Origin of the sequence: Pseudomonas sp. ArH3a, from assembly GCF_022648765.1 — a bacterium.
Lineage (GTDB): Bacteria > Pseudomonadota > Gammaproteobacteria > Pseudomonadales > Pseudomonadaceae > Aquipseudomonas.
In genome coordinates this window covers 195640-214662 of sequence record NZ_CP080330.1, presented here as the reverse complement: position 1 = coordinate 214662, position 19023 = coordinate 195640, and the positions used below count along the sequence as shown (strand labels likewise).

Below are 19023 nucleotides of genomic sequence, written 5' to 3'. Positions count from 1 at the left end.
GTGAAAGACGCTGACGGGTGTGCTACGAAACGAGATAGTCAAGGCAGAGAATGAGCCAGGAAGACCATAATCAAACCCCTCAAGCAGGCATTTTTGCTGGCCGTCGGGTGTCCGTAGTGGGTCAGGATGCCCGCTCTCGGGGCAGAGCCGCAGGGTGTATATCAGGCAGTTTGTATCGTGAATCGGGAATCATCAGCGCGCGACAGTTGACCTTGTTGCAGCGCCTGCTGCCGCGTGTGCAAGTGGAACAGCTGTTCCAGTCCAGCTGGCTGCAACAGCGCCTGGCTCGCGGAATGGCGCTTGAGCGCGGGGATCTTCAATTGGTGCTGCGCCAGGCCGCTGCCCAGGGCAACGACTGGTGCAACTGGCTGGGCGACCGAATCAACCTGGCCTCGCCCCAGGCCATGATCGACTGGGTCCTGCTGCCCGTTTACAGCTGGTGGGAAAGCCTGTTCGACGAAGCGATCCCCAACTGGCGTTCTGCGCTGATCGAGTACGAAACCCAGGCCCGCCAATTGCGGATCAAGGCCGAGTTCTGGCGCCAGGTGGGCGAAGCCGATTCGCAGTTGGTGCAGCAGGAGTTGGCCAACATCGCCAGCTGTCAGGCAAAGACTGAAGCGGACACCGCGCACATGGTCCGCAAACTGAGCGCCATCTCCGAGCAGGCCAGAGAAGCCTGGCCCAATTGGCATCAGGGCATGGCCGTGTTGCTGGCCGACGGCAAGCTCGACGGCTTTGCGCCTGTGCCGGTGGTGCTGGCCTCCCTGTGGGAGCCGCTGGCCAAACTTGACGAGGACGCGCACGCCGCGGACGCCGTACAACACTGGTTGCATGAACGCAGTCTGTGCCAGGCCCGCGACCACTTTTATTGGCAGAGTCCCTGACTGCCGGATACGCCGAGGAATCATGGAACATTTACTGACTGGATTGGCCGCACGAACGGGCCAAGGGCCTTTTGTGGCCGATCAAACAGGTCGCTATCACCTGTGGATCGACGGCCATAGCCTGTTTTTACAGCGCCAGGGTACTGACCTTGTGTTGTCCAGCCCGCTGAACTGGCAGGTTCAGGGCCAATCCTCGACGGATCGCGAAGTGTTGCTGAACCTGCTGGGCCAGGTCACCAGCTGGAGTCGGCGTCATCCCCAGGCGTTGGCGACGGATGAACAGTCAAACCTGGTACTTGAGGCGCGCCTGGAACTGGGCGCCCTTGAACTCGACGAACTTGAGCGGGCGCTGGCCGCTCAGGTCGGGATTCTGGAAACGATCAAGCCAGGGCTGCTGCGTGCAGGCCTGGAACCGCAGTGGAAACAAACTTTATGGCGTCCCTGAGTGTTTCGCGGTGCTTGAGCCTGGTCTTTGCGTTAGCGCTGACCGGGACCGCTCAAAGCCAGGATCTGGACTGGCCGACCATCCCCTACAACTACGTCGCCCAAGGCGAGAACCTGCGTGATGTGCTGGCCAATTTCGGTGCCAACTACGACGGCTCGGTGATTGTCAGTGACAAGGTCAATGACCAGGTCAGCGGGCGTTTCGACCTCAAGGACCCCCAGTCCTTTCTGCTACTGATGGCCTCGCTCTACAACCTCATCTGGTACTACGACGGTGCGGTTCTTTATGTGTTCAAGTCCACCGAAATGCAGTCGCGGCTGGTCAAGCTGGAGCAGGTCCGCGAAACCGAGTTGAGGCAGGCGCTGGAAGCGGCAGGTGTCTGGGAGCCGCGTTTTGGCTGGCGACCGGACATGAGCGGGCGGCTGGTGTATGTCTCCGGCCCTTCGCGCTACCTGGACCTGGTGGAGCAAACCGCCATGGCCCTTGAGCAGCAACACGCGCTGCGCAGTGAAAAGACCGGCGACCTGGCCGTGGAGATCTTTCCGCTCAAGTACGCGGTCGCCGAGGATCGGCGGATCAAGTACCGCGAAGACGACATCGACGCGCCGGGCGTGGCGACGATCCTGGCCCGGGTGCTGGGTGATGCCAATGTGGTGTCGGTCGATGGCGGGCAGGACAGTCCACGGCTACCGGCGCAGTCCGGGCGTGCGGTGGTCCAGGCAGAGCCCTCGCTCAATGCCATCATCGTGCGCGATACCAAGGACCGCATGCCGATGTACCGGCGCTTGATCACCGCGCTGGATCGTCCGTCGGCGCGGATCGAAGTCGGGTTGTCGATTGTGGACATCAACGCCGAAAACCTGGCCGAGCTGGGGGTGGATTGGCGCGTCGGCATCAGCGTCGGCCCGCGCCAGCTGATCGACATCCGCACCACCAGCCAGAACCTCGGTGGCCAGGGCAACTCCAGCCCCGGTACCACGCGAGAGGCCGGCGCCAGTCTGGTGGACAGTCGCGGCCTGGATTACCTGTTGGCCCGAATCACCTTGCTGCAGAGCCAGGGCCGCGCCCAGGTCGGCTCGCGGCCGACCGTGCTGACCCAGGAAAACACCCTCGCGGTGATCGACCACAGCGAAACCTATTACGTCAAAGTCGTCGGTGAGCGGGTGGCTGAACTCAAACCCATCACCTACGGCACCATGCTGAAACTGACGCCCCGTGTCATCCAGTTGGGCGACAAGCCGGAAATTAGCCTCAGCCTGCACATCGAGGACGGCAACCAGAAACCCAACAGCACCGGGGTGGACGGAATTCCCACCATCGCCCGCACCGTGGTCGATACCGTGGCGCGCGTGGGGCATGGCCAGAGCCTGTTGATCGGCGGTATCTACCGCGACGAACTCAACGAGTCCATGCGCAAGGTGCCGTTGCTCGGTGACATTCCGTACCTGGGCGCGCTGTTCCGGTTCAAGTCCAACTTCACCCGCCGCTCGGTGCGGCTGTTTCTGATCGAGCCGCGGCTGATCGACAACGGCGTCGGCCATTTCGTGGCGTTGGGCAGCAAGCGTGGCTACATGGATGGATTGCTCCAGGTGGATGAACTGTCGAACCAGAGCCTTTCATTGCAGAAAATGCTCGGCACTTCACAGTGCCAGGTGCTGGGCCAGGCCCGCGAGCTCCAGCAAATACTGGCGCAAACCGGCAAGGACTCTTCGCTGACTGCCTGCAGCCTGGGCAATGACACTAACGGCTGGCGCATTTCCGAAGGTGCCTGCGTCGAAGGCGTTGACCAGTGCGTTCGCGCGCCGAAGAAGCCCTGACATGAGTTGGAAAGTCCGCTTTTACAGTGGCCTCAATCAAGGGGTCGAAGTGCCGCTGGCCGAAGGGCGAGTGGTCATCGGCTGCGACCCGTTGCAAGCTGATCTGGTGCTGGTCGATGAAGGTATTGCGCCGGTTCACCTGGTGCTGGATGTCGACCCGCAGGGCGTGCGCCTGCTGGAATGGGCCGAGGGTAATCAGCCGCTGCAGGAAGGCCAGCCGCTGGCCGGCGGCAGCACGTTGCAGGCGCTGGTCCGGCAGGCTTGCGGGCCGTTGCTGTGGGCCTATTGTGCTCAGGAGCGACAGTTTTCCGAACAATTGCCGCTGGCCGCCAGCCCTCAGGAGCGTCGCACGGCGGTGCCCCGGGCCCATTGGGGTGGGCGACTGATGCTCGGGGTCAGCGTGCTGTTGCTGGTCGGTGTCGTCGGTTTGCTCGGCGCCCCTTGGTCGGGCGGCAGTGGCGGCATGACCGGCGAAGACCCGGTCGTGGCCTTGCGCAGTTTTCTGCGTGATCGTCAGTTCCAGTATGTGCAGGTCGGTGAGCGTCAGGCCAACGGCAATGTTCCGCTCACCGGTTACCTGGAAGACAACCGCACGCGGCTGGCGTTGCAGCAGTACCTGGAGCGCAGCGGCCTGACGTATCGGCTCGACGTTCGCAGCATGGAAGAGATTCGTCAGGGGGTGGAATTCATCCTGCAGAAATTCGGTTATCGCCAGGTGCGCACCGCCACTGCGGACCAACCCGGCTGGATTCGTCTCACCGGCGAACTGGCGCTGGAGGATGAACACTGGTTACAGATCGAAAGCCTGCTCAAGGCCGATGTGCCGGGGTTGCTGGGCGTGGAAAACCGCGTTCGGCTGGCCGGCTCGCACCTCAAGCGGCTCGACCAGATGCTCACCGATTTCGGGCTTGAAGCCGTGCTGGCCTACCAGGACAAAGGCGAGCGCATCGAGTTGCGCGGGCAACTGGATGAGGCTCAGCTCAACGAGTTCTACAAGTTACAGCGCGAATTCCGACAGGAGTTCGGCACTCGCCCGGCGCTGGATCTGGTGAGCCGCAACAAGCGCGGCAGCACCGATGACCTGGAGTTCGTGGTGCGTTCGGTGTCTTTGGGCAAGGTGCCTTATGTGGTGCTGGGCGACGGCCAGAAGTACCCGGTCGACGCTTCGACCCCGCAAGGCGTGAGGGTGCTGGCAATCAATGCCGACGCCGTGATCGTCAGCCGCGGAAAACAACAATTCATCATCAATCTCAAGGGAGAGCCACTCAATGATGACGGCTTTGGAGGAGCGTCTGTACGCCGCTGACGTTGACTTTGAACGGCAGCTGCGTGCGCAACTGGAACAGGCCCAGGCCAGCGGAAAACGCCGCTTGATGGGCGGCGGTGATCCGCAACAGTACCGGCAATGGCAGATGGAAGCCCAGGCAGTCGAGGCCTCCATCAGCATTCTCAACACCCTTAAGGGAGCTTCGTGATGGCATCGATTTTTACCAATGACAGCAGCGTCAACACCCTCGACAAAGTCGCGGAAAACCTCAAGGACCAAGCCAACAACGCCAACAAGGAAGTCGGTGACGCCATTGCGGCCCTCAAGGACTCCGCAGACAACCCGGCGCTGTTGGCCGAACTGCAACACAAGCTCAACAAGTGGTCGGTGATCTACAACATCAACTCGACTGTCACCCGCTCGATGAGAGACCTGATGCAGGGCATCCTGCAGAAAATCTGATGATGGACAGTTCATTGAAAGGGCTGATGGCAGAACTAGCCCTGGCCGGTAGCGGCCATCACTGCCACGAAGAAGCCCAGCAGATTGCGAACTGGCTTGAACAGGTCGAGGGTCAGGAGGAAGCCGCGTGCCTGATCCGGCTTTCCAGCCTGATGAACCAGGGGCATTACCAACAGGCGTTGGTGTTGGGTGAAGGCAAACCGTGGCCGGCACTTGCACCCTGGCTGGCGTTATGTGAATGGCGGCTGGGGCTCGGTACGGCGCTGGATCGGCGCCTGGCCGAACTGGCCGCGAGCGAGGACCCTCGGCTGGTGCAGTTTGCCCACGGCATGCGTGACCCGGAGGGGCCATGAACCGGATCGACTCGTCGCCTTCGCAGCTGCCGCTCCATCATGGACGGGATGCACGGCCCATGGCGCCGGTCGAGCCCGGTCAGGCGCAAGCCTTCGACGCGGCGATGAAAAGCCCTCCGGTGTCGTCCAAGTCGGCACCGACCGACGCACCGTTGCAGCTCTGGTTGCAAGGTGCGGACCTGACAACGGCCCTGGCGGGCATGGACCCGCGCCAACAGCGTGAAAACGTCTGGAAGTGGTATCGCCAGGACTTGCCGGATTCGGCCGAAGGGCGTCGTGACGAGTTGCGCAACTGGCTGATGCAAGGCCTGTCGGACCGCTTGCTGGTGCGCTTCCCGGAGCAACAGCTGGGGCTTGAGCCGGATCGTCTGGCGCTTAAGGACTTGCTCAGGGAGCAGGCACCGTTTGGCAAGCAACAGGAAACACTGTTGCTCAACGTGCTGGGCGAGATCAAAGGGGTTGAGGGCAGTGATTACCTGGCGAGCATCGTGCGCCGCGAGTTGCAGATCCTGATCCCCACGAACGCAATGATCGAAAACTTGATGCGCTTCACCCACTCACCCGATTTGGAGTCGTGATGGACGTTAGTCAGATAAGTCAGGCCGCTGTCACCAGTCTCGATGAGCTCAAGGCGCCCCAGGCCAGCGCCGGGCAAATCGCCGATTTCGAGCAGGCGATGGGCAAGGGTTCCGAGAGCCTTGGGGGCAACCTGCTCAATGAAATCGGACAGATCAAAGAACGTTTTTCCCAGGCCAAGCATGACCTTGAGGTCGAGCTTTCGACCCCCGGCGATGACCCCGGCAGCCTGATGCAGATGCAGTGGTCGTTGATGCGCATCAGCATGCAGGAGGAACTGATAGCCAAGACGGTCGGGCGCATGAGTCAGAACGTCGAAACGCTGATGAAAACCCAATAAGGTGCTGCGTGAAGAGACTCAATCGAATCCTGATGTTGTTGACCGTGTTGCTGCTCGCCGGTTGCAAGGTCGAACTCTATGCCGGCATCAGCCAGAAAGAAGGCAACGAAATGCTCGCGTTGCTGCGCACCGAAGGGATCTGGGCGGCCAAGCAGCCTGACAAGGACGGCAAGATCAAATTACTGGTCGAGGAATCTGATATCGCCGAGGCCATTGATGCGCTCAAGCGCAAAGGCTATCCGCGTGAAAGCTTTTCCACGCTCAAGGATGTGTTCCCCAAAGAAGGGTTGATCTCCTCGCCGGTGGAGGAGCGAGCCAGGCTCAATTACGCCAAGGCCCAGGAAATCTCCCGGACCCTGTCGGAAATCGACGGCGTGCTGGTGGCCCGCGTTCATGTGGTGTTGCCCGAAGACCGCGACGGTCTGGGCAAGAAATCTTCGCCGGCCTCGGCGTCGGTGTTTATCAAACACGCGGCGGATATCCAGCTCGACGCTTACATTCCGCAAATCAAGCAACTGGTGAACAACGGCATCGAAGGCCTGAGTTACGACCGCATCAGCGTGGTGCTGGTGCCTTCGGCGGATGTCCGGCAGGTCCCGCTGGCCCCGCGTTATGATACGGTGTTCTCGATTCAGGTGACCGAAGAATCCCGTGGCCGGTTGCTGGGGTTGTTCGGGTTGCTGTTCGCGTTGCTGTTGGTCAGCAACCTCGGCCAGTACTTGTGGCAGCGCAGCAGGCTTTCGTGATGACGTTGTTGCTGACGCCGTACCAATTGAGGTTTTGCCCGGCCCGTTACATTCACCCTACGCACGTCCCGCTCTCGCTGGCGGGGCTGGCCGACACGCTGGGCCATTGGCGTCGGCACAGCGGGATCAATGCCTGGCTGTTGGGTGAGTGCAAGCTGGACATCGAGTATGAGCTGCCGCCGACACTCGGTGGCTTGGCGTTCTTTGAGCAGGCCGCGCTGGAGAAGACACTCGGTTACCTGGGCGCGTTGCTGCATGGCCATGCCATTCGCCAGGTGCTGGACGCGACAAACCTGCGACGGGTTCACGCCGCGATTGGCGAGGCCGGGCATCGTTACTGCCTGGAACAACTGGAGCTGATCATCGGCGCCTGGCCGGACGGCTGGCAGCAACCGTTACCTGAGGGTGAACTCGTTGATTGCTTGCGCCAACGTGCGCTGGCGTTCTGGCTGCTGGCCTGCGGTGACACGCCATCGGGATTTGCCCGCCGCCTCGCCTTGCGCCTGGCGCTTTGCGAACCCCGGCTATCCGAGCCCCCGGCGCAGTGGACGGTCAGTAGCAGCCAGCGTCCATTGGCCCAGGCGTTGTGCCTGAAAATCGCCCGACAAGTGAGCCCGCAATGCTTCCATTTATTGAAATAAAAGCCTCCGACGTCCGATTGGCGCCGGACCAGGTCCTACTGCGCAGTGCCGACTATCAGGACTATCTGACGGCGGGAGAACTGGTCGAAGTAGCCCGCAAGCGTGCCGAGGAAATCGAGCAAGCCGCCCACGATGTCTACGAGCAACAGAAGGCGTTGGGCTGGCAGGCTGGCATCGAGGAGGCGCGCAAGCGTCAGGCCACGTTGATTCAGGAAACGCTGTTGCAGTGTCATCAGTATTACCGCGACGTCGAGCAGCAGATGAGCGACGTGGTGCTGCAAGCAGTGCGCAAAATTCTCCAGCACTACGACAACATCGAGCTGACGTTACAAGTGACGCAGCAGGCGCTGTCACTGGTCAGCAACCAGAAACAGGTGATCCTGCACGTGCAGCCGGATCAGGTGCTTGAGGTGCGCGAGCAGATTTCCCTGGTCCTCAAGGACTATCCGGAAGTGGGCTATATCGAGGTCATCGCCGATGCGCGGCTCGACCAGGGCGGCTGCATCCTGGAAACCGAGATCGGCATCATCGACGCGAGTGTCGACGGCCAGTTGGGCGCCCTGGAAGAGGCCCTGAAGCAAACATGGATGCAGGGTAGGGATGAACGAATACGACCAACTTATGTGAACTTCTGATAAACGCCGTCATCATTTACAAGCCAAATGTACTGATAGGCTTGAACCAAAACGGTACGCGGTAAGGTATGGCCTCTGTGAGCTGGGCCATCGTGGACAAAACACCGTCGGCGAATAGGAAGGGTCCGACTCGTTCTGAAATTCATTCGGAACAGGCTAAGCCCGTAGTGCTGCCGGCAACGGCAGGCGGACTGTAAGGAACGCTGTTGGTGCTGCGGGTATGGGCATCGAAGAGCATCTCGTGACCTTGGCTAGGGTACGCAACCAACCCGAATGCGCGACTGGCGCACAGCTTCATGTGTGAGACCTGGATGCGTCGAAACAGGCCTCCGATCAGCAGCCCTTCTTCGCTCCAGTCAAATTGAAAAGCTTCACCGAGCGCAAACGTCAGCGGTACAAAAGCGCGTAAAGACTTGCCTTGATCACCTCGCCACGAGCGTACAAACGCCGTGAGCTGGCTATAGCCGCCGTCATAACCCTCAGCCTTGATCTGCTCGAAAAGTGCTTTGGCGCTTCTGCGGTTGTGCTTTGCCCGGAACGAATCGGCTTTCAGCGCCTGTTCCAGCGTGTCGTGGAATGGGCTGAGTTTGTTGAAGGTCGCGCACCGCTGGTACGCCGGCTGATTGGCTTCGGGGGCTCTGACCCATTTGCGGATGGTGTTTCTCGACAGCCCGGTACGCTTGGCTATCTGGTGCAGCGAGAGCTTGTCGCGGAAGTACATCCGCCGGATTTTCCCCAATATTTCCATGCTGATCACCCTGTGTTCTCCTGCTCAAAAAGTGAGCAGAAGCAGTTGAACACCTGGGTCAGTTTTCAGTCGGCAGAACAGCCTTTACTGGGTCAGTTTTCGGTCAGAGACAACAGATATCTACAAAATCAGGTGCGTTTACTAAAAGTCAGGGTTTGGAGGCGATGATACGATTAGTTCTCTCAAATACTGACAAGCGAACGGGGAAGTGTGTGGTCATGAGTACCAGTTACGTAGATGCCTTGCTCCAGGAGTTGGGTGCTGTATTGGGTATCGCTGGGCTTGAATTCAATGATGAACGTTTGTGCACGCTGGTGGTGAGTCATCGGCAGGTGTTGTCGTTACGACACGCGTGTGCGTTTAACCAATTGATACTGTTTGGACCGCTCGGCTATGAGCTACCCGACAATCCTTCCCGGAAAACATTGAATATGTTGATGTCGACAGCACTCAATCCGCTGATGGGATCGGCTCCAGGTGTCGGGTGGGACCCTGATTTGGGGCTTATCGGATTTCAGGCATTCAGCCTGGAAGGGCTCAATGTTCACGAGTTAGAAACAAGCCTGGGTTCTTTTATCGAATGGGCTGACACTTTTTCGCAGCAGTTGGCGATGCCTGTTGATTCAGCATCCAGTTTTCAAGGGGTTAAGTATGATCACGTTTAACAACGTTGCCGCGTTGCAAAGAGCACCTGAATCCGTCAAAGACGCTATCCAGCAGCAAGGTGTGTTGAAAGTCGGTGGTCGTGAGTACCATATTCAAACCGATTTGCAGCAAGTTCTGCGTACTCAGCCTAAAGACAGCATAGTGGCTCGTTTTATTGAGGGCGTTAGCAAGCTGTTCACGACCGGTTCCAGCGCTTCCGTTGCCCAAGGGTTGACCCAGTCTTTGTTTACTTCACATGCTGGCGCGTTGCAGCAACGTCTGCAATCTATCTCATCGGTTGAGCATGCACGGATGCTGTTCAAAGATGCTGGCTTGCAAAGCCCCGAGCAAGTACTGGATCGCCTGGGTCGAACAGATGACAAGTCGTTGAATGGAGTTTCCAGTGGCGAAGTCAAACAACTCTTTGAGCGCGCGCTGGCGGAAGCGCTGGTTAATACTGCATCTGGCCAAGCCTTGGAGGCGCTAGTGGGACCGTCGGTCACCCGAGCGCTGGTGAACAAGCAACTGCCATTTGCCAGTCTCGAAAGTTTGCGTACTTCAGGTTCGTCCGCCTCGGTGGTGGGCGGCCTGGAGCCGATACTCATGGTCGAGCTGAAGAACCTGGGCCTGGCACAACAACATCAGCAATCAGTGTTGCAGCAAGATCTTGGCAGTGCGCCGTACAACAGTGTCCTAAGTGAATCGTTCTATAACCCGAAAGGTTACACCGAAGATGTGGATCGCGCGGCTGCCTGGATCCTTAAAGCGTCGACCTCGGGTGGCAATGAATGGGAAAACTTTACGGCGTTGCTGCGTGAGTACAGATCCAATGGCAAGGACCTGACAGACGCGACTGTTCTTAAAGAACTACATCAACGGCTGGTACCTGATATCGACAGGTCCTATCGTGGCCCGGCTATCAGCGGTGGCCGTTTGCTCTCCAGTATTACGGGGGCAGCAATGTTGGATCAGCACCTCAAAACACTGGACAAGGATCATGAGCAAGTTGGCAAGCAGTTGTTCGCAGCTGTGGTGGGCTTCCATGGGTTTATCGATGGCAATGGTCGTATGGGGAGGTTGCTGTATGCCCTTACTGAGCTGCGTGCGCAACAATTTACACCGATGGCTGTTGAGACAGAGAACTTGCTTAGCGGTTTAAGCTGATTTAGACGTGCGTGAGCATGGGGGATCTTCGTCGTAGGTAACGAACAGCGTCAGATTGCGCATTCCACGCCATCCGGCCGGGCAGTCGGAGCGCAGCGACGCAGGTTTGCATTGTAAGTCTGGGGTTGTACGCCCAAACCCCAGATTTTTTTGTCGGATGCTGAAAAACGGAGCCCCCCGCTAATCGCTTGATGGGGGGAATGTAGTGGTCAACTGATCCCGGACACGACGTTAAGTTTTTTCTCGGCCTGAGCCGGTGGCAGCCCACCATTAAATTGGTGCGGTCGAATCCAGTTGTACCGGTGCATCAAAAAATGGCTGATATCCCGCTGAGCTTGTTGGACCGTCGTGTAGCCCATGGTCGGTATCCACTCGGTTTTCAGGCTCCTGAACACCCGCTCCATCGGCGCATTATCCCAACAATTTCCTCGCCGGCTCATGCTCTGACGCATGCGATATCGCCAAAGGCGCTGGCGAAAACTCCGGCTTCCATATTGCGAGCCTTGATCGGAGTGGAATAGCAATCCTTGAGGCTTCCCTCGTTGCTCGTAAGCCATGTCCAAGGCCTTGATGACCAAGTCGGCATCCGGCTTTCCCGACAACGCCCAGCCCACAACACGGCGGGCAAAAAGATCTAGCACAACCGCCAGATACTGCCATTTCCCTTGAGCCCAGATGTAAGTGATATCGCCACACCAGACGTGGTCAGGAGCGGGCACTTCAAACTCCCGGTTCAAAATATTAGGGATGTCGGGCCGCTCGACCGTCGCCTTTTTGTAAGCATGCGATCCCGGTTGTTTGCTGACCAACTCCAGCTCGCGCATCAGGCTGCGCACCTTGAATCGCCCGATCTGCTCGCCGTCGTCCTGCATCATAGCCATGATGCTACGGCTACCTGGAGCACTGCGGCCGTGGGTGAACAACTCGTTCACCCGACTGCGCAATCGAAGGCGTTCTACATCCGGTGTGCGGCGCCTGAGATGCCGAGCGTATTAGCACGAGCGGGTCACTTCAAACACCTTGCACAGCCAATCAACCGGCTCGTGGATGCTCAACTGGTCAATCAGCGCGAACGCTCGAGATCTTCCGACATCAAGAGCGCGGTAGCCTTTTTTAAGATCGATTTTTCCCGCTCAAGGCGAGCAATTCGGGCTTCCAGCTCTTGGATTTTCTGCTGCTCCGGGGTCAGCGCTTTGCTCTGCGGGGTGACGCCCGTGCGTTCTTGCTGCACCTGGTCAACCCAGCGGCGCAAAGCCGACTCGCCGACACTAAGCGAGCGGCTGGCCTCAATGAAGCTGTAATCCTGCTTGAGAACGAGGTCGGCAGCCTCGCGTTTGAATTCAGGGGAAAAGGTACGGCGTTGTTTGGTCATCTGACACCTCGTTCTGGCGAGCATTCTCGCCTAAATGGGTGTCCGGTTTCATTAGACCACTACACTCCGATTTCCATAGTGTTCAGAAAATTTCCTTTGGGGGATTATCGCTTTCCATACCTGATGGACGAACACTGAGCAAAAAGCGCAGTTATAGGTGGAAATCGCCCGCAGCCTCCGGTTGGTAAAGCACTTTCCTGATCTCAATCCGGCGGGTCCGATCAGAAATTCGCCAGTCGATGGTGTCCCCCTCCTGATAGCCCAGGATGGCGGCGCCGATGTCGGAATACACGGAATGCTTCCCTGCGTTGCTGTCCGCGTCTTCAGGGTAAACCAAGGCCACTTCGATCTCTTCGTCGTCCAACTGCAGCAAGGCCCTAGAGTTCATCGTGACGACATTGCACGCCACCTGCTGCGGCTTGACGACAATGGCTCGCTCAAGCTCATGTTCGAGTTCAACAATGGCCGGGCCTTGCTCGAGCACGATTAGACTCTCGAGCCTGGCCTTGTCGATTTCAGTGATGTAGATCCTAGTGGAGTCGCCAACGGTACCTTCGCGTAAGAACTGGAGATAGCGCCCTGCCGTTATGGAAAATGACTTCAATGTCGGCGTTTCGTTCTCAAGCAGAAAGCCGCTGCGCAGAAAGGCTTTCAGCGAGCGCGCGTTGTCCGGGTGGATCTTGGCGATGAGCTTATTGGCCCGCATGTCGAGGAAGGCCAGTTTCATGCCTTCGCGGAGCGTGCGGGCGCCAAGGTTTCGGCCCCATTTGTCGCTGTCGCCGATGACCAAGACTATCTCGCAATTTGAGCCGGTCTTGATTAGACGAACAAAACCCACCGGAGCGTCATGCCGGTCATGGGCCATGAAGAATCGGCCGCCCTGGTTGAAAAGATGGGTCAGGATCGGCAATTGAGTCCTATCGATGGCCTGCTCGATGGAGCGTGAGACATGGCGCGAATCGCTCAGATAGCAGGTGACGCGCTCATCCTCCAACCAATCCATCAGCGTCTGCGCGTGCGCCCGAGTAATCTCAGGGCACAGCGAAATGAAAGGCTTGTTCATCTTCACTACACTTATTTATAAAGAATGTAAGCCCGTCATGGCTATGGCCATGACGGTTCTTTCGGTAACCGGCTATTTTAAGACATAACGCGAGCAATGCCGAACAGCCTGGAGAGTTCAAGAAAACTATCGTTTTGCCGAACCCGAACTGGTCAAGCGCCCAAGCACTCGATGAAGCCGACTATCAGTGAGGATGATCAGCGCTGCATTGTTCTGCCCCTTGATCCGACCCAAATGCTCGCTGCAGGCGTTTCCATCCAATTTGCGTGGATGTCGTTTCATTACTGGGTGCAACAGTTCTAACTCTCTAAATTCAGCGCTAAAAATCCTCGATAATCAAGGGTTTTTTATTTGCGCAAAGAAATCTCGAACAGTGATCGCGTATTGATGCTCGGTCACACATTAGTATTTCACTCGGGATCCTTGGCAAAGCAAGACGCTACTTTTTAATAGTTCGCGCACTTCTTTCTGGCACCACTTTTGGTTTCGAGTAGTTCGCTGGCCTATTTTTGAGTTTTATCAGTCGTCATAGGCTTAATCCATTTTCAAAGCGATGGGTGATACACCGAGGCGCTTGGCTATTTTCGCAACAGCGTTTTCGTGGTCAATAACTTACCTGACCGCATCTGCCTTTAATGACGACATGAACTGTTGGGTGCTCAAGGCTTCCTTCTACGCCAAAATCATAGGCTGAAGATCCCTACGGTGCGGAGAGAAGTCCATCTAAGGCATAGAGCTATCTACGAACCTCGGGACGATTCATGGCTGATTCTCGCCGTGTCAACGGGCGTAAGCTTTACACGTAAGGGATACAGAAATAAGCAATCTAGGAATCCTCCCATAGGCTTCTGCCCCTCCAAACTGCATCCTGTATGTGCCTGCCGCGGCAAACCGTGAACAGGGGCAATAAAATAGTTGCACATCACTTATTTAGAGAAGGAATTTCTCATGTTTAACAAAATGGGTAAATACAGCGCACTGTGTGGTTCATCGCTGCTGATTTTGATGGCTGCTGCTAACGTTCAAGCGGCTGATGGCGAAGTTGAATTCACCGGTTCCATCACCGATGGTGCCTGTACCATTACTGGCTCAAGCGTGAAGCAAGCAGTCAAGCTGCCGCAGGTTCGTGTCGCGGACTTTGCGAACACTGTAGGCGCAACTACAGGTAAAACACCGTTCTCTATTTCGTTGGAAGACTGCAGTACTGAAACCAAGAAAAACGCTTCGATCACGTTCAGCGGTGTGGCAGCAGCTACTGATCCAGACGTACTGGGGATGACGGGTGAAAACCGCGTCGGTGGGGTCGGTATTCAAATCGGCAATAAAGCCGGTGAGAAATTGGCCCTGAATACTGCCTCCGTCGACCACTTGATGACCGTAGGATCCAACACCTTCGATTTTAGTGCAGCCTATGTTCGATTGGTCGCGGACGTTCCAGCTAGTGACGGAGTGCCAGCCCAAGTCAATATGGGTACCGGTATCGTGAACGCACTGGCAACCTTTGACGTCAGCTACAAGTAACTCATGTTTTTAATGATAGAGTTCGCGGCTAGCCGTGAACTCTCTCATTAGCCAGAGGAGATTATTCATGCGTTTAAAAGTTGCAGCCTTTTGGGCGCTTGCGGCGGTTTTTTGGTTGCCTCAAATTCAAGCTGGCGTCAACGTAGGCGCCACCCGCGTCGTTTACCAAAGCAATGAAAAGGACGCCACCCTTGCAGTTTCAAATAGCGGCGACGATGGCGTCCCCTATTTGGTTCAGTCCTGGGTCAGCTATTATGATAAGCAGAATGAGAGTGCGGATGAATTTCTCATCACTCCGCCGCTTTTCCGCCTAGACCCAAATAGTCGGAACACACTGAGGATTATTTCCACCCAGGCGCAGAACTTGCCGACCGATAAAGAAAGTTTGTTTCTGCTTAACGTTAAAGCGATCCCTTCCATGAGTGCCGAGCAGCGCAGTCAGAACGTGTTACAGATTGCACTCAAGACCACGATCAAGCTGTTTTATCGCCCCGAAAACTTGAAAGGTTCTCTAATAGATGCAGTGAAAAAACTTCAATGGCGTGTTGACGGCGGAAAACTGACTGTGCATAACCCATCGGGTTTTAATGTTGTGCTCACGGAGCTGCTGATTAATAACACGGTCAGCAAAGACTTGCCGGAAGTAATCAAGCCTGGCAGTACTGCCACTACGAACATACCGCTTAAACACAGCGACACGCTTGTATTCAGTTACATCAACGAATACGGCAGTACGATCAAGTCTGCTCCTGTTACTCCATCATCAATAATTGAATAATTAGTAGGCTGAAAAGGATTACCTCATGCTGCGAATGCGCACGTGCGTCCGCGGGCGCCGACTGAAGTATTGGAGCCAGTTCGCCGTCAGTGCCGTCAGTGTAACGACGACTGCCGCTCAGGCGGACTACAGCTTCGATTCTTCCTTTCTGGAAATTGGTGGAGGTAGCAGTTCAGCAGAAGTTATCGAACAAGTCAAAGCCATGAGCCAAGGTCAGCTTCCAGGAATATATCGTATTGACCTGTCAACCAATGACCGCGTCATCGATCAACGCGATATGCACTTTCTGCGCGAAGTAGTAGGTCAACCCTCGACCCCTGCCGGCTTGTTTCCGTGTTTCAGTGCTCAGTCCTTGATGGATTTGGGTATTGATTCCATGCGACTAGAAAACGCAGATATCAGCACTGACGGTTGCGTGTACTTTAACCGTGAGCTTAGTGGTGTTACGTATAGCTACGATTTCAGTAAACAGCAACTGGAACTGCACGTTCCTCAGGCTTTTATTGGCAGTGTGCCATTTGCAACCCGCCGTAAAAGCTGGAGTAATGGCGAGCCAGTAGCCTTTGCCAACTACAGTTTTTCAGGCGGCCGCTACGAGAACCTGTCCGGTAACCGGCAATCCCAGTTTGCCAATATGTACAGTGGAATAAACAGCGGCGCCTGGCGCTTTCGCAATTTCTCTACGTGGCAAAAGGGCACTAACGTCGAAGGTCGCTGGAAATCGGTGGATTCCTATGTCCAGCGCGATCTTGGCAATTTGATGGCCATTGCCACTGTCGGTGATAGCTCCACTGACAGTGATTTGTTTGACAGCATTTCTTATCGCGGCGTGGGCATTGCTTCTGACTTGGACATGTTGCCCGATGAGGCGCGTAACTTCGCCCCCGTGGTGCGTGGCGTAGCCAACGGTCGCTCAAAAGTGACATTACGCCAACGCGGGTATGTCATCAGCGAGCAGTGGTTTCCATCTGGTCCGTTTGCAATCAAGGATCTGTATTCGACCTCGGGCAACGGCGATATCGAAGTCACCGTCGAAGGTCCTGATGGCGAGCGTCAGGTGTACACCCAGTCATTTTCCTCTGTGCCTTACATGTTGCGAGAAGGTCAGCAGAGCTACGCTTTGACTGCGGGGCAGTATCGCCCGGCAGAAGGTTCGCGGAATTCGCAGAAGCCCGGTTTTGTTCAAGGGACCTTGCGCCGAGGACTGACCGAAGGCACTACGCTGTTTGGCGGTACCGTCATCAGTGAGCAATACACATCGGCGTTACTGGGGGTTGCCCATGACTTCGCAGGTTTCGGTGCCATTTCACTGGACGTGTCCCATGCCAACAGCGGCGATATGGGGGCCGAATCGAAAACCTTGTCGGGCCAGTCGTATCGGTTTCGGTACTCCAAGTCCTTCGCCCTGACGGACACCAACTTCAGCCTGATTGGCTATCGCTATTCCACCAGCGGTTATTACAGCTTTAACGAGGCGATCAACGCGCGAGCCAATAACTCGTTCGAACCCTACCTGGATGAGGCGCTGAACAGCAGCGGAGCGTTTTCTGCGTATTTGAGCGGCCATCTGAAAAGTAGCTTTTCCGCCAACCTATCGCAGCAATTTGGCACCTATGGCGGTGTGTACGGCAGCCTGACTAAAACCGATTACTGGAACATGTCTAAGAGCAACACCGCCATTCAACTGGGGTACAGCTTCAGTGTCCGCAACGCCACTTACAACGTGGGCCTGGCGCAGCATAGCGGTGCTCGCGATGATACTCGCACGGTGTCGTTAAGCGTGAGTTTTCCACTTGGCGCGCCGGGTAGTAGCTCTCGCATTGGCCTGAGCACTAACCAGGACTCGAACGGTAACGCGCACCGCTCGGCCACGTTCAGCGGTTCTCAATTGCAGGACGATGCCCTGTCCTACAACGTGGGCGTTAATCAGCAAGTCAGTGACGATGAGCGTGTACTCGGCGGCTCGATGGCTGCCCGCTACAGTGCGGCGAGTGCCGTTTGGCAGGGGTCTTATAACGAAGATCAAAACATACGCCAGATGGACTTCGGCGTGAGAGGCGGGGTCGTTGCCGCCCGCGACGCACTGATGTTCACGCAGCCGTTGGGTGAAACCAACATCATCGTGGCGACACCTGGGGCCGCAGGCGTCGGGGTGTTGACCAGAAGTGGGATTGAAACCAACAGCGGTGGTTATACGATTATTCCTTCGGCTCAGCCGTACCGAAAAAACCGAGTGGCACTCGATACCAACTCGTTATCGGACACCACGGATATCGCGCAGTTGGTCCAGGACGTGACGCCTAATCGCGGCGCCTTTGTGCTGGCCAGTTTTGAAACCCAAAACGGCCGCCGTTTGTTGGTGAGCATCAGCTCAAACAAGGGCAAGCCTGCACCTTTTGCCGCAGAGGCCCAACTCTATGACATTGATGGCCGATTGCTGAGCAGCACCATGGTGGCTGACAAGGGACGGGTATTTCTGACAGGCGTACCGGACAAGTCGCGTCTGCTGATAAACGTCAACGGCAAGACGTGGTGCGCCAAAGAATTGGACTTGAACACGTTCGCTCTGCCAGAGACCGGTATCGGACAACTGAAGATCAGTTGTGATGCCGAGACGGTTTCACCTGAGGATACTAAAGGTACTCCCGATGCGTAATCCAAGCACTAAAAAAGCTTCCTTGAATTGGGTAAAGGGTGGCTTGTTGCTACTTTGCCTGCTATTCAACTTTGCCAGCCAAAAGGCATTTTCGGCGACTGCGGGTAGTTTAAGCTGCAGTGCATCAGGCGCCAGTGCGGTGATCGATATTGAGCCTGGTACGACGCACAAAATGCCTGTAAGTGTATCGTGCACAGTCTTACGCGATTTTCCGACCGGTGGGTCACTTGGGTTTGAGACGGGGACACAACTCAACGGCATCAGCGTGAAAATTTTGAACGTTGGCGGAAGTTCTTGGGTTCCTCAGGTGAGTAACGGCTCGTCATCAACTTATTGTGTGCCCAACGGTGGACTCTGCACTACGTTGAAAAAAGGCACCAATTTTAGAGTCAATCTGGAGGTTCAAATTACCGTCGCAGCCAATGCGACGGGCATGGGCTCAGTACTCATTGCAGTGGGAGTAACCAACAGAAGTGATGAAAGGTATGCCGAAGATATTTTTACCAAGACGCAGCCTATCCGTGTGCTCACCCCCACCTGCTACATATCCACGGGGCCAGTCTCATTTCACGACTTTGGCAGCATCACCACCCTCGACTTTGAGGAGTCGCCGTTCTTCGCCAATATCCAGACGAAGTGTTCCGCAGCTGTGAGCGCGAGCATGATTTTGGTACCCGGGCAAGCCGCCGTCGCCGGTAGCCCGGGGTATTCATCCACCGATTTGGAAGGTGTGTCAATTCTCGTCACCAGAGACAATAGGCACGTCGAGTTCAACATCGCTCAAGATATACAGCTGCGTAAAGGAACCGACAAGATTCCCTTGGCTTTCAAGCTACAAAAGAATATCGGCGCTGATAACCCGGCTGGGAATTTCAATGCCACATTTACCCTAAGTATCACTTATCCCTGA

At 56.4% G+C, this 19023-nt stretch carries 19 protein-coding genes and 2 pseudogenes; 18 read left to right on the top strand and 3 right to left on the bottom strand.

Translation table 11 applies throughout. The features are described 5' to 3' along the window. The first annotated feature begins 50 nt into the window (after positions 1-50). The 12 genes from K0P33_RS00945 to K0P33_RS00890 are packed head-to-tail and all read left to right on the top strand — an operon-like array spanning position 51 to position 8166. A complete protein-coding gene (locus K0P33_RS00945; RefSeq protein WP_094949061.1) occupies positions 51-884 on the top strand; it encodes a T3SS regulon anti-activator ExsD domain-containing protein in 834 nt (277 codons plus the stop codon). A gap of 22 nt (positions 885-906) precedes the next feature. Beyond that, positions 907-1329, top strand: coding sequence for a YscB family type III secretion system chaperone (locus tag K0P33_RS00940; RefSeq protein WP_263274221.1), 423 nt, complete (start codon positions 907-909; stop codon positions 1327-1329). Further along, positions 1317-3146 (top strand): type III secretion system outer membrane ring subunit SctC, encoded by a 1830-nt coding sequence (sctC, locus tag K0P33_RS00935; protein WP_242153627.1) that lies wholly within the window; start codon positions 1317-1319, stop codon positions 3144-3146. The genes K0P33_RS00940 and sctC overlap by 13 nt, the downstream gene beginning before the upstream one ends. A 1-nt stretch (position 3147) precedes the next feature. Beyond that, positions 3148-4452 carry a type III secretion system inner membrane ring subunit SctD gene (gene sctD / locus K0P33_RS00930; RefSeq protein ID WP_242153624.1) on the top strand — a complete coding sequence of 435 codons (1305 nt, stop codon included), beginning with the start codon at positions 3148-3150 and terminating at the stop codon, positions 4450-4452. Further along, complete coding sequence (locus K0P33_RS00925; protein WP_094949057.1) at positions 4415-4621, top strand: EscE/YscE/SsaE family type III secretion system needle protein co-chaperone; 207 nt, start codon at positions 4415-4417, stop codon at positions 4619-4621. The genes sctD and K0P33_RS00925 overlap by 38 nt, the downstream gene beginning before the upstream one ends. After that, a complete protein-coding gene (sctF, locus tag K0P33_RS00920) occupies positions 4621-4875 on the top strand; it encodes a type III secretion system needle filament subunit SctF (protein ID WP_076963238.1) in 255 nt (84 codons plus the stop codon). Before K0P33_RS00925 ends, sctF begins: the two co-directional genes overlap by 1 nt. After that, positions 4875-5228, top strand: coding sequence for a YscG family type III secretion system chaperone (locus K0P33_RS00915; RefSeq protein WP_317988375.1), 354 nt, complete (start codon positions 4875-4877; stop codon positions 5226-5228). Before sctF ends, K0P33_RS00915 begins: the two co-directional genes overlap by 1 nt. Further along, positions 5225-5806 (top strand): YopR/YscH family type III secretion effector, encoded by a 582-nt coding sequence (locus K0P33_RS00910; RefSeq protein ID WP_094949055.1) that lies wholly within the window; start codon positions 5225-5227, stop codon positions 5804-5806. The genes K0P33_RS00915 and K0P33_RS00910 overlap by 4 nt, the downstream gene beginning before the upstream one ends. Beyond that, the gene (gene sctI, locus K0P33_RS00905) at positions 5806-6144 is read left to right on the top strand and encodes a type III secretion system inner rod subunit SctI (RefSeq protein ID WP_094949054.1); all 339 of its coding nucleotides are present in this window, start codon (positions 5806-5808) and stop codon (positions 6142-6144) included. The genes K0P33_RS00910 and sctI overlap by 1 nt, the downstream gene beginning before the upstream one ends. After that, positions 6141-6890 carry a type III secretion inner membrane ring lipoprotein SctJ gene (gene sctJ, locus K0P33_RS00900; protein WP_094949095.1) on the top strand — a complete coding sequence of 250 codons (750 nt, stop codon included), beginning with the start codon at positions 6141-6143 and terminating at the stop codon, positions 6888-6890. Before sctI ends, sctJ begins: the two co-directional genes overlap by 4 nt. Beyond that, on the top strand, positions 6890-7531 hold the full coding sequence (locus tag K0P33_RS00895; protein WP_094949053.1) for a Yop proteins translocation protein K: 642 nt from the start codon (positions 6890-6892) through the stop codon (positions 7529-7531). The genes sctJ and K0P33_RS00895 overlap by 1 nt, the downstream gene beginning before the upstream one ends. Further along, positions 7510-8166 carry an HrpE/YscL family type III secretion apparatus protein gene (locus K0P33_RS00890; RefSeq protein WP_094949052.1) on the top strand — a complete coding sequence of 219 codons (657 nt, stop codon included), beginning with the start codon at positions 7510-7512 and terminating at the stop codon, positions 8164-8166. The genes K0P33_RS00895 and K0P33_RS00890 overlap by 22 nt, the downstream gene beginning before the upstream one ends. Positions 8167-8377: 211 nt before the next feature. Here K0P33_RS00890 and K0P33_RS00885 read toward each other — a convergent pair. Then, a pseudogene (locus K0P33_RS00885) lies at positions 8378-8914 on the bottom strand (IS21 family transposase); the annotation flags it as partial. Positions 8915-9132: 218 nt separating this feature from the next. On the opposite strand from K0P33_RS00885, the gene K0P33_RS00880 reads away from it, so the two are divergent. Both K0P33_RS00880 and K0P33_RS00875 read left to right on the top strand, forming a co-directional pair. After that, on the top strand, positions 9133-9579 hold the full coding sequence (locus tag K0P33_RS00880) for a CesT family type III secretion system chaperone (RefSeq protein WP_176462887.1): 447 nt from the start codon (positions 9133-9135) through the stop codon (positions 9577-9579). Then, the gene (locus tag K0P33_RS00875) at positions 9566-10723 is read left to right on the top strand and encodes a VopS family T3SS effector adenosine monophosphate-protein transferase (protein ID WP_094949050.1); all 1158 of its coding nucleotides are present in this window, start codon (positions 9566-9568) and stop codon (positions 10721-10723) included. The genes K0P33_RS00880 and K0P33_RS00875 overlap by 14 nt, the downstream gene beginning before the upstream one ends. A 209-nt stretch (positions 10724-10932) precedes the next feature. On the opposite strand, the pseudogene K0P33_RS00870 reads toward K0P33_RS00875, so the two are convergent. Both K0P33_RS00870 and K0P33_RS00865 read right to left on the bottom strand, forming a co-directional pair. Then, positions 10933-12095, bottom strand: a pseudogene (locus K0P33_RS00870) (IS3 family transposase). Between the two features lie 151 nt (positions 12096-12246). Next, entirely contained in the window at positions 12247-13158 is a 912-nt protein-coding gene (locus K0P33_RS00865) for a bifunctional GNAT family N-acetyltransferase/nucleoside diphosphate kinase regulator (protein WP_242153622.1), read from the bottom strand. Between the two features lie 948 nt (positions 13159-14106). Here K0P33_RS00865 and K0P33_RS00860 point away from each other — a divergent pair. The 4 genes from K0P33_RS00860 (at position 14107) to K0P33_RS00845 (ending at position 19023) form a co-directional block, all read left to right on the top strand. Further along, a complete protein-coding gene (locus tag K0P33_RS00860; RefSeq protein ID WP_242153620.1) occupies positions 14107-14679 on the top strand; it encodes a fimbrial protein in 573 nt (190 codons plus the stop codon). A gap of 67 nt (positions 14680-14746) precedes the next feature. Then, the gene (locus K0P33_RS00855) at positions 14747-15457 is read left to right on the top strand and encodes a molecular chaperone (protein WP_242153618.1); all 711 of its coding nucleotides are present in this window, start codon (positions 14747-14749) and stop codon (positions 15455-15457) included. A gap of 25 nt (positions 15458-15482) precedes the next feature. Next, positions 15483-18113, top strand: a complete 2631-nt coding sequence (locus tag K0P33_RS00850; protein WP_242153615.1) for a fimbria/pilus outer membrane usher protein — start codon at positions 15483-15485, stop codon at positions 18111-18113. Then, a complete protein-coding gene (locus tag K0P33_RS00845) occupies positions 18106-19023 on the top strand; it encodes a fimbrial protein (RefSeq protein WP_242153613.1) in 918 nt (305 codons plus the stop codon). The genes K0P33_RS00850 and K0P33_RS00845 overlap by 8 nt, the downstream gene beginning before the upstream one ends.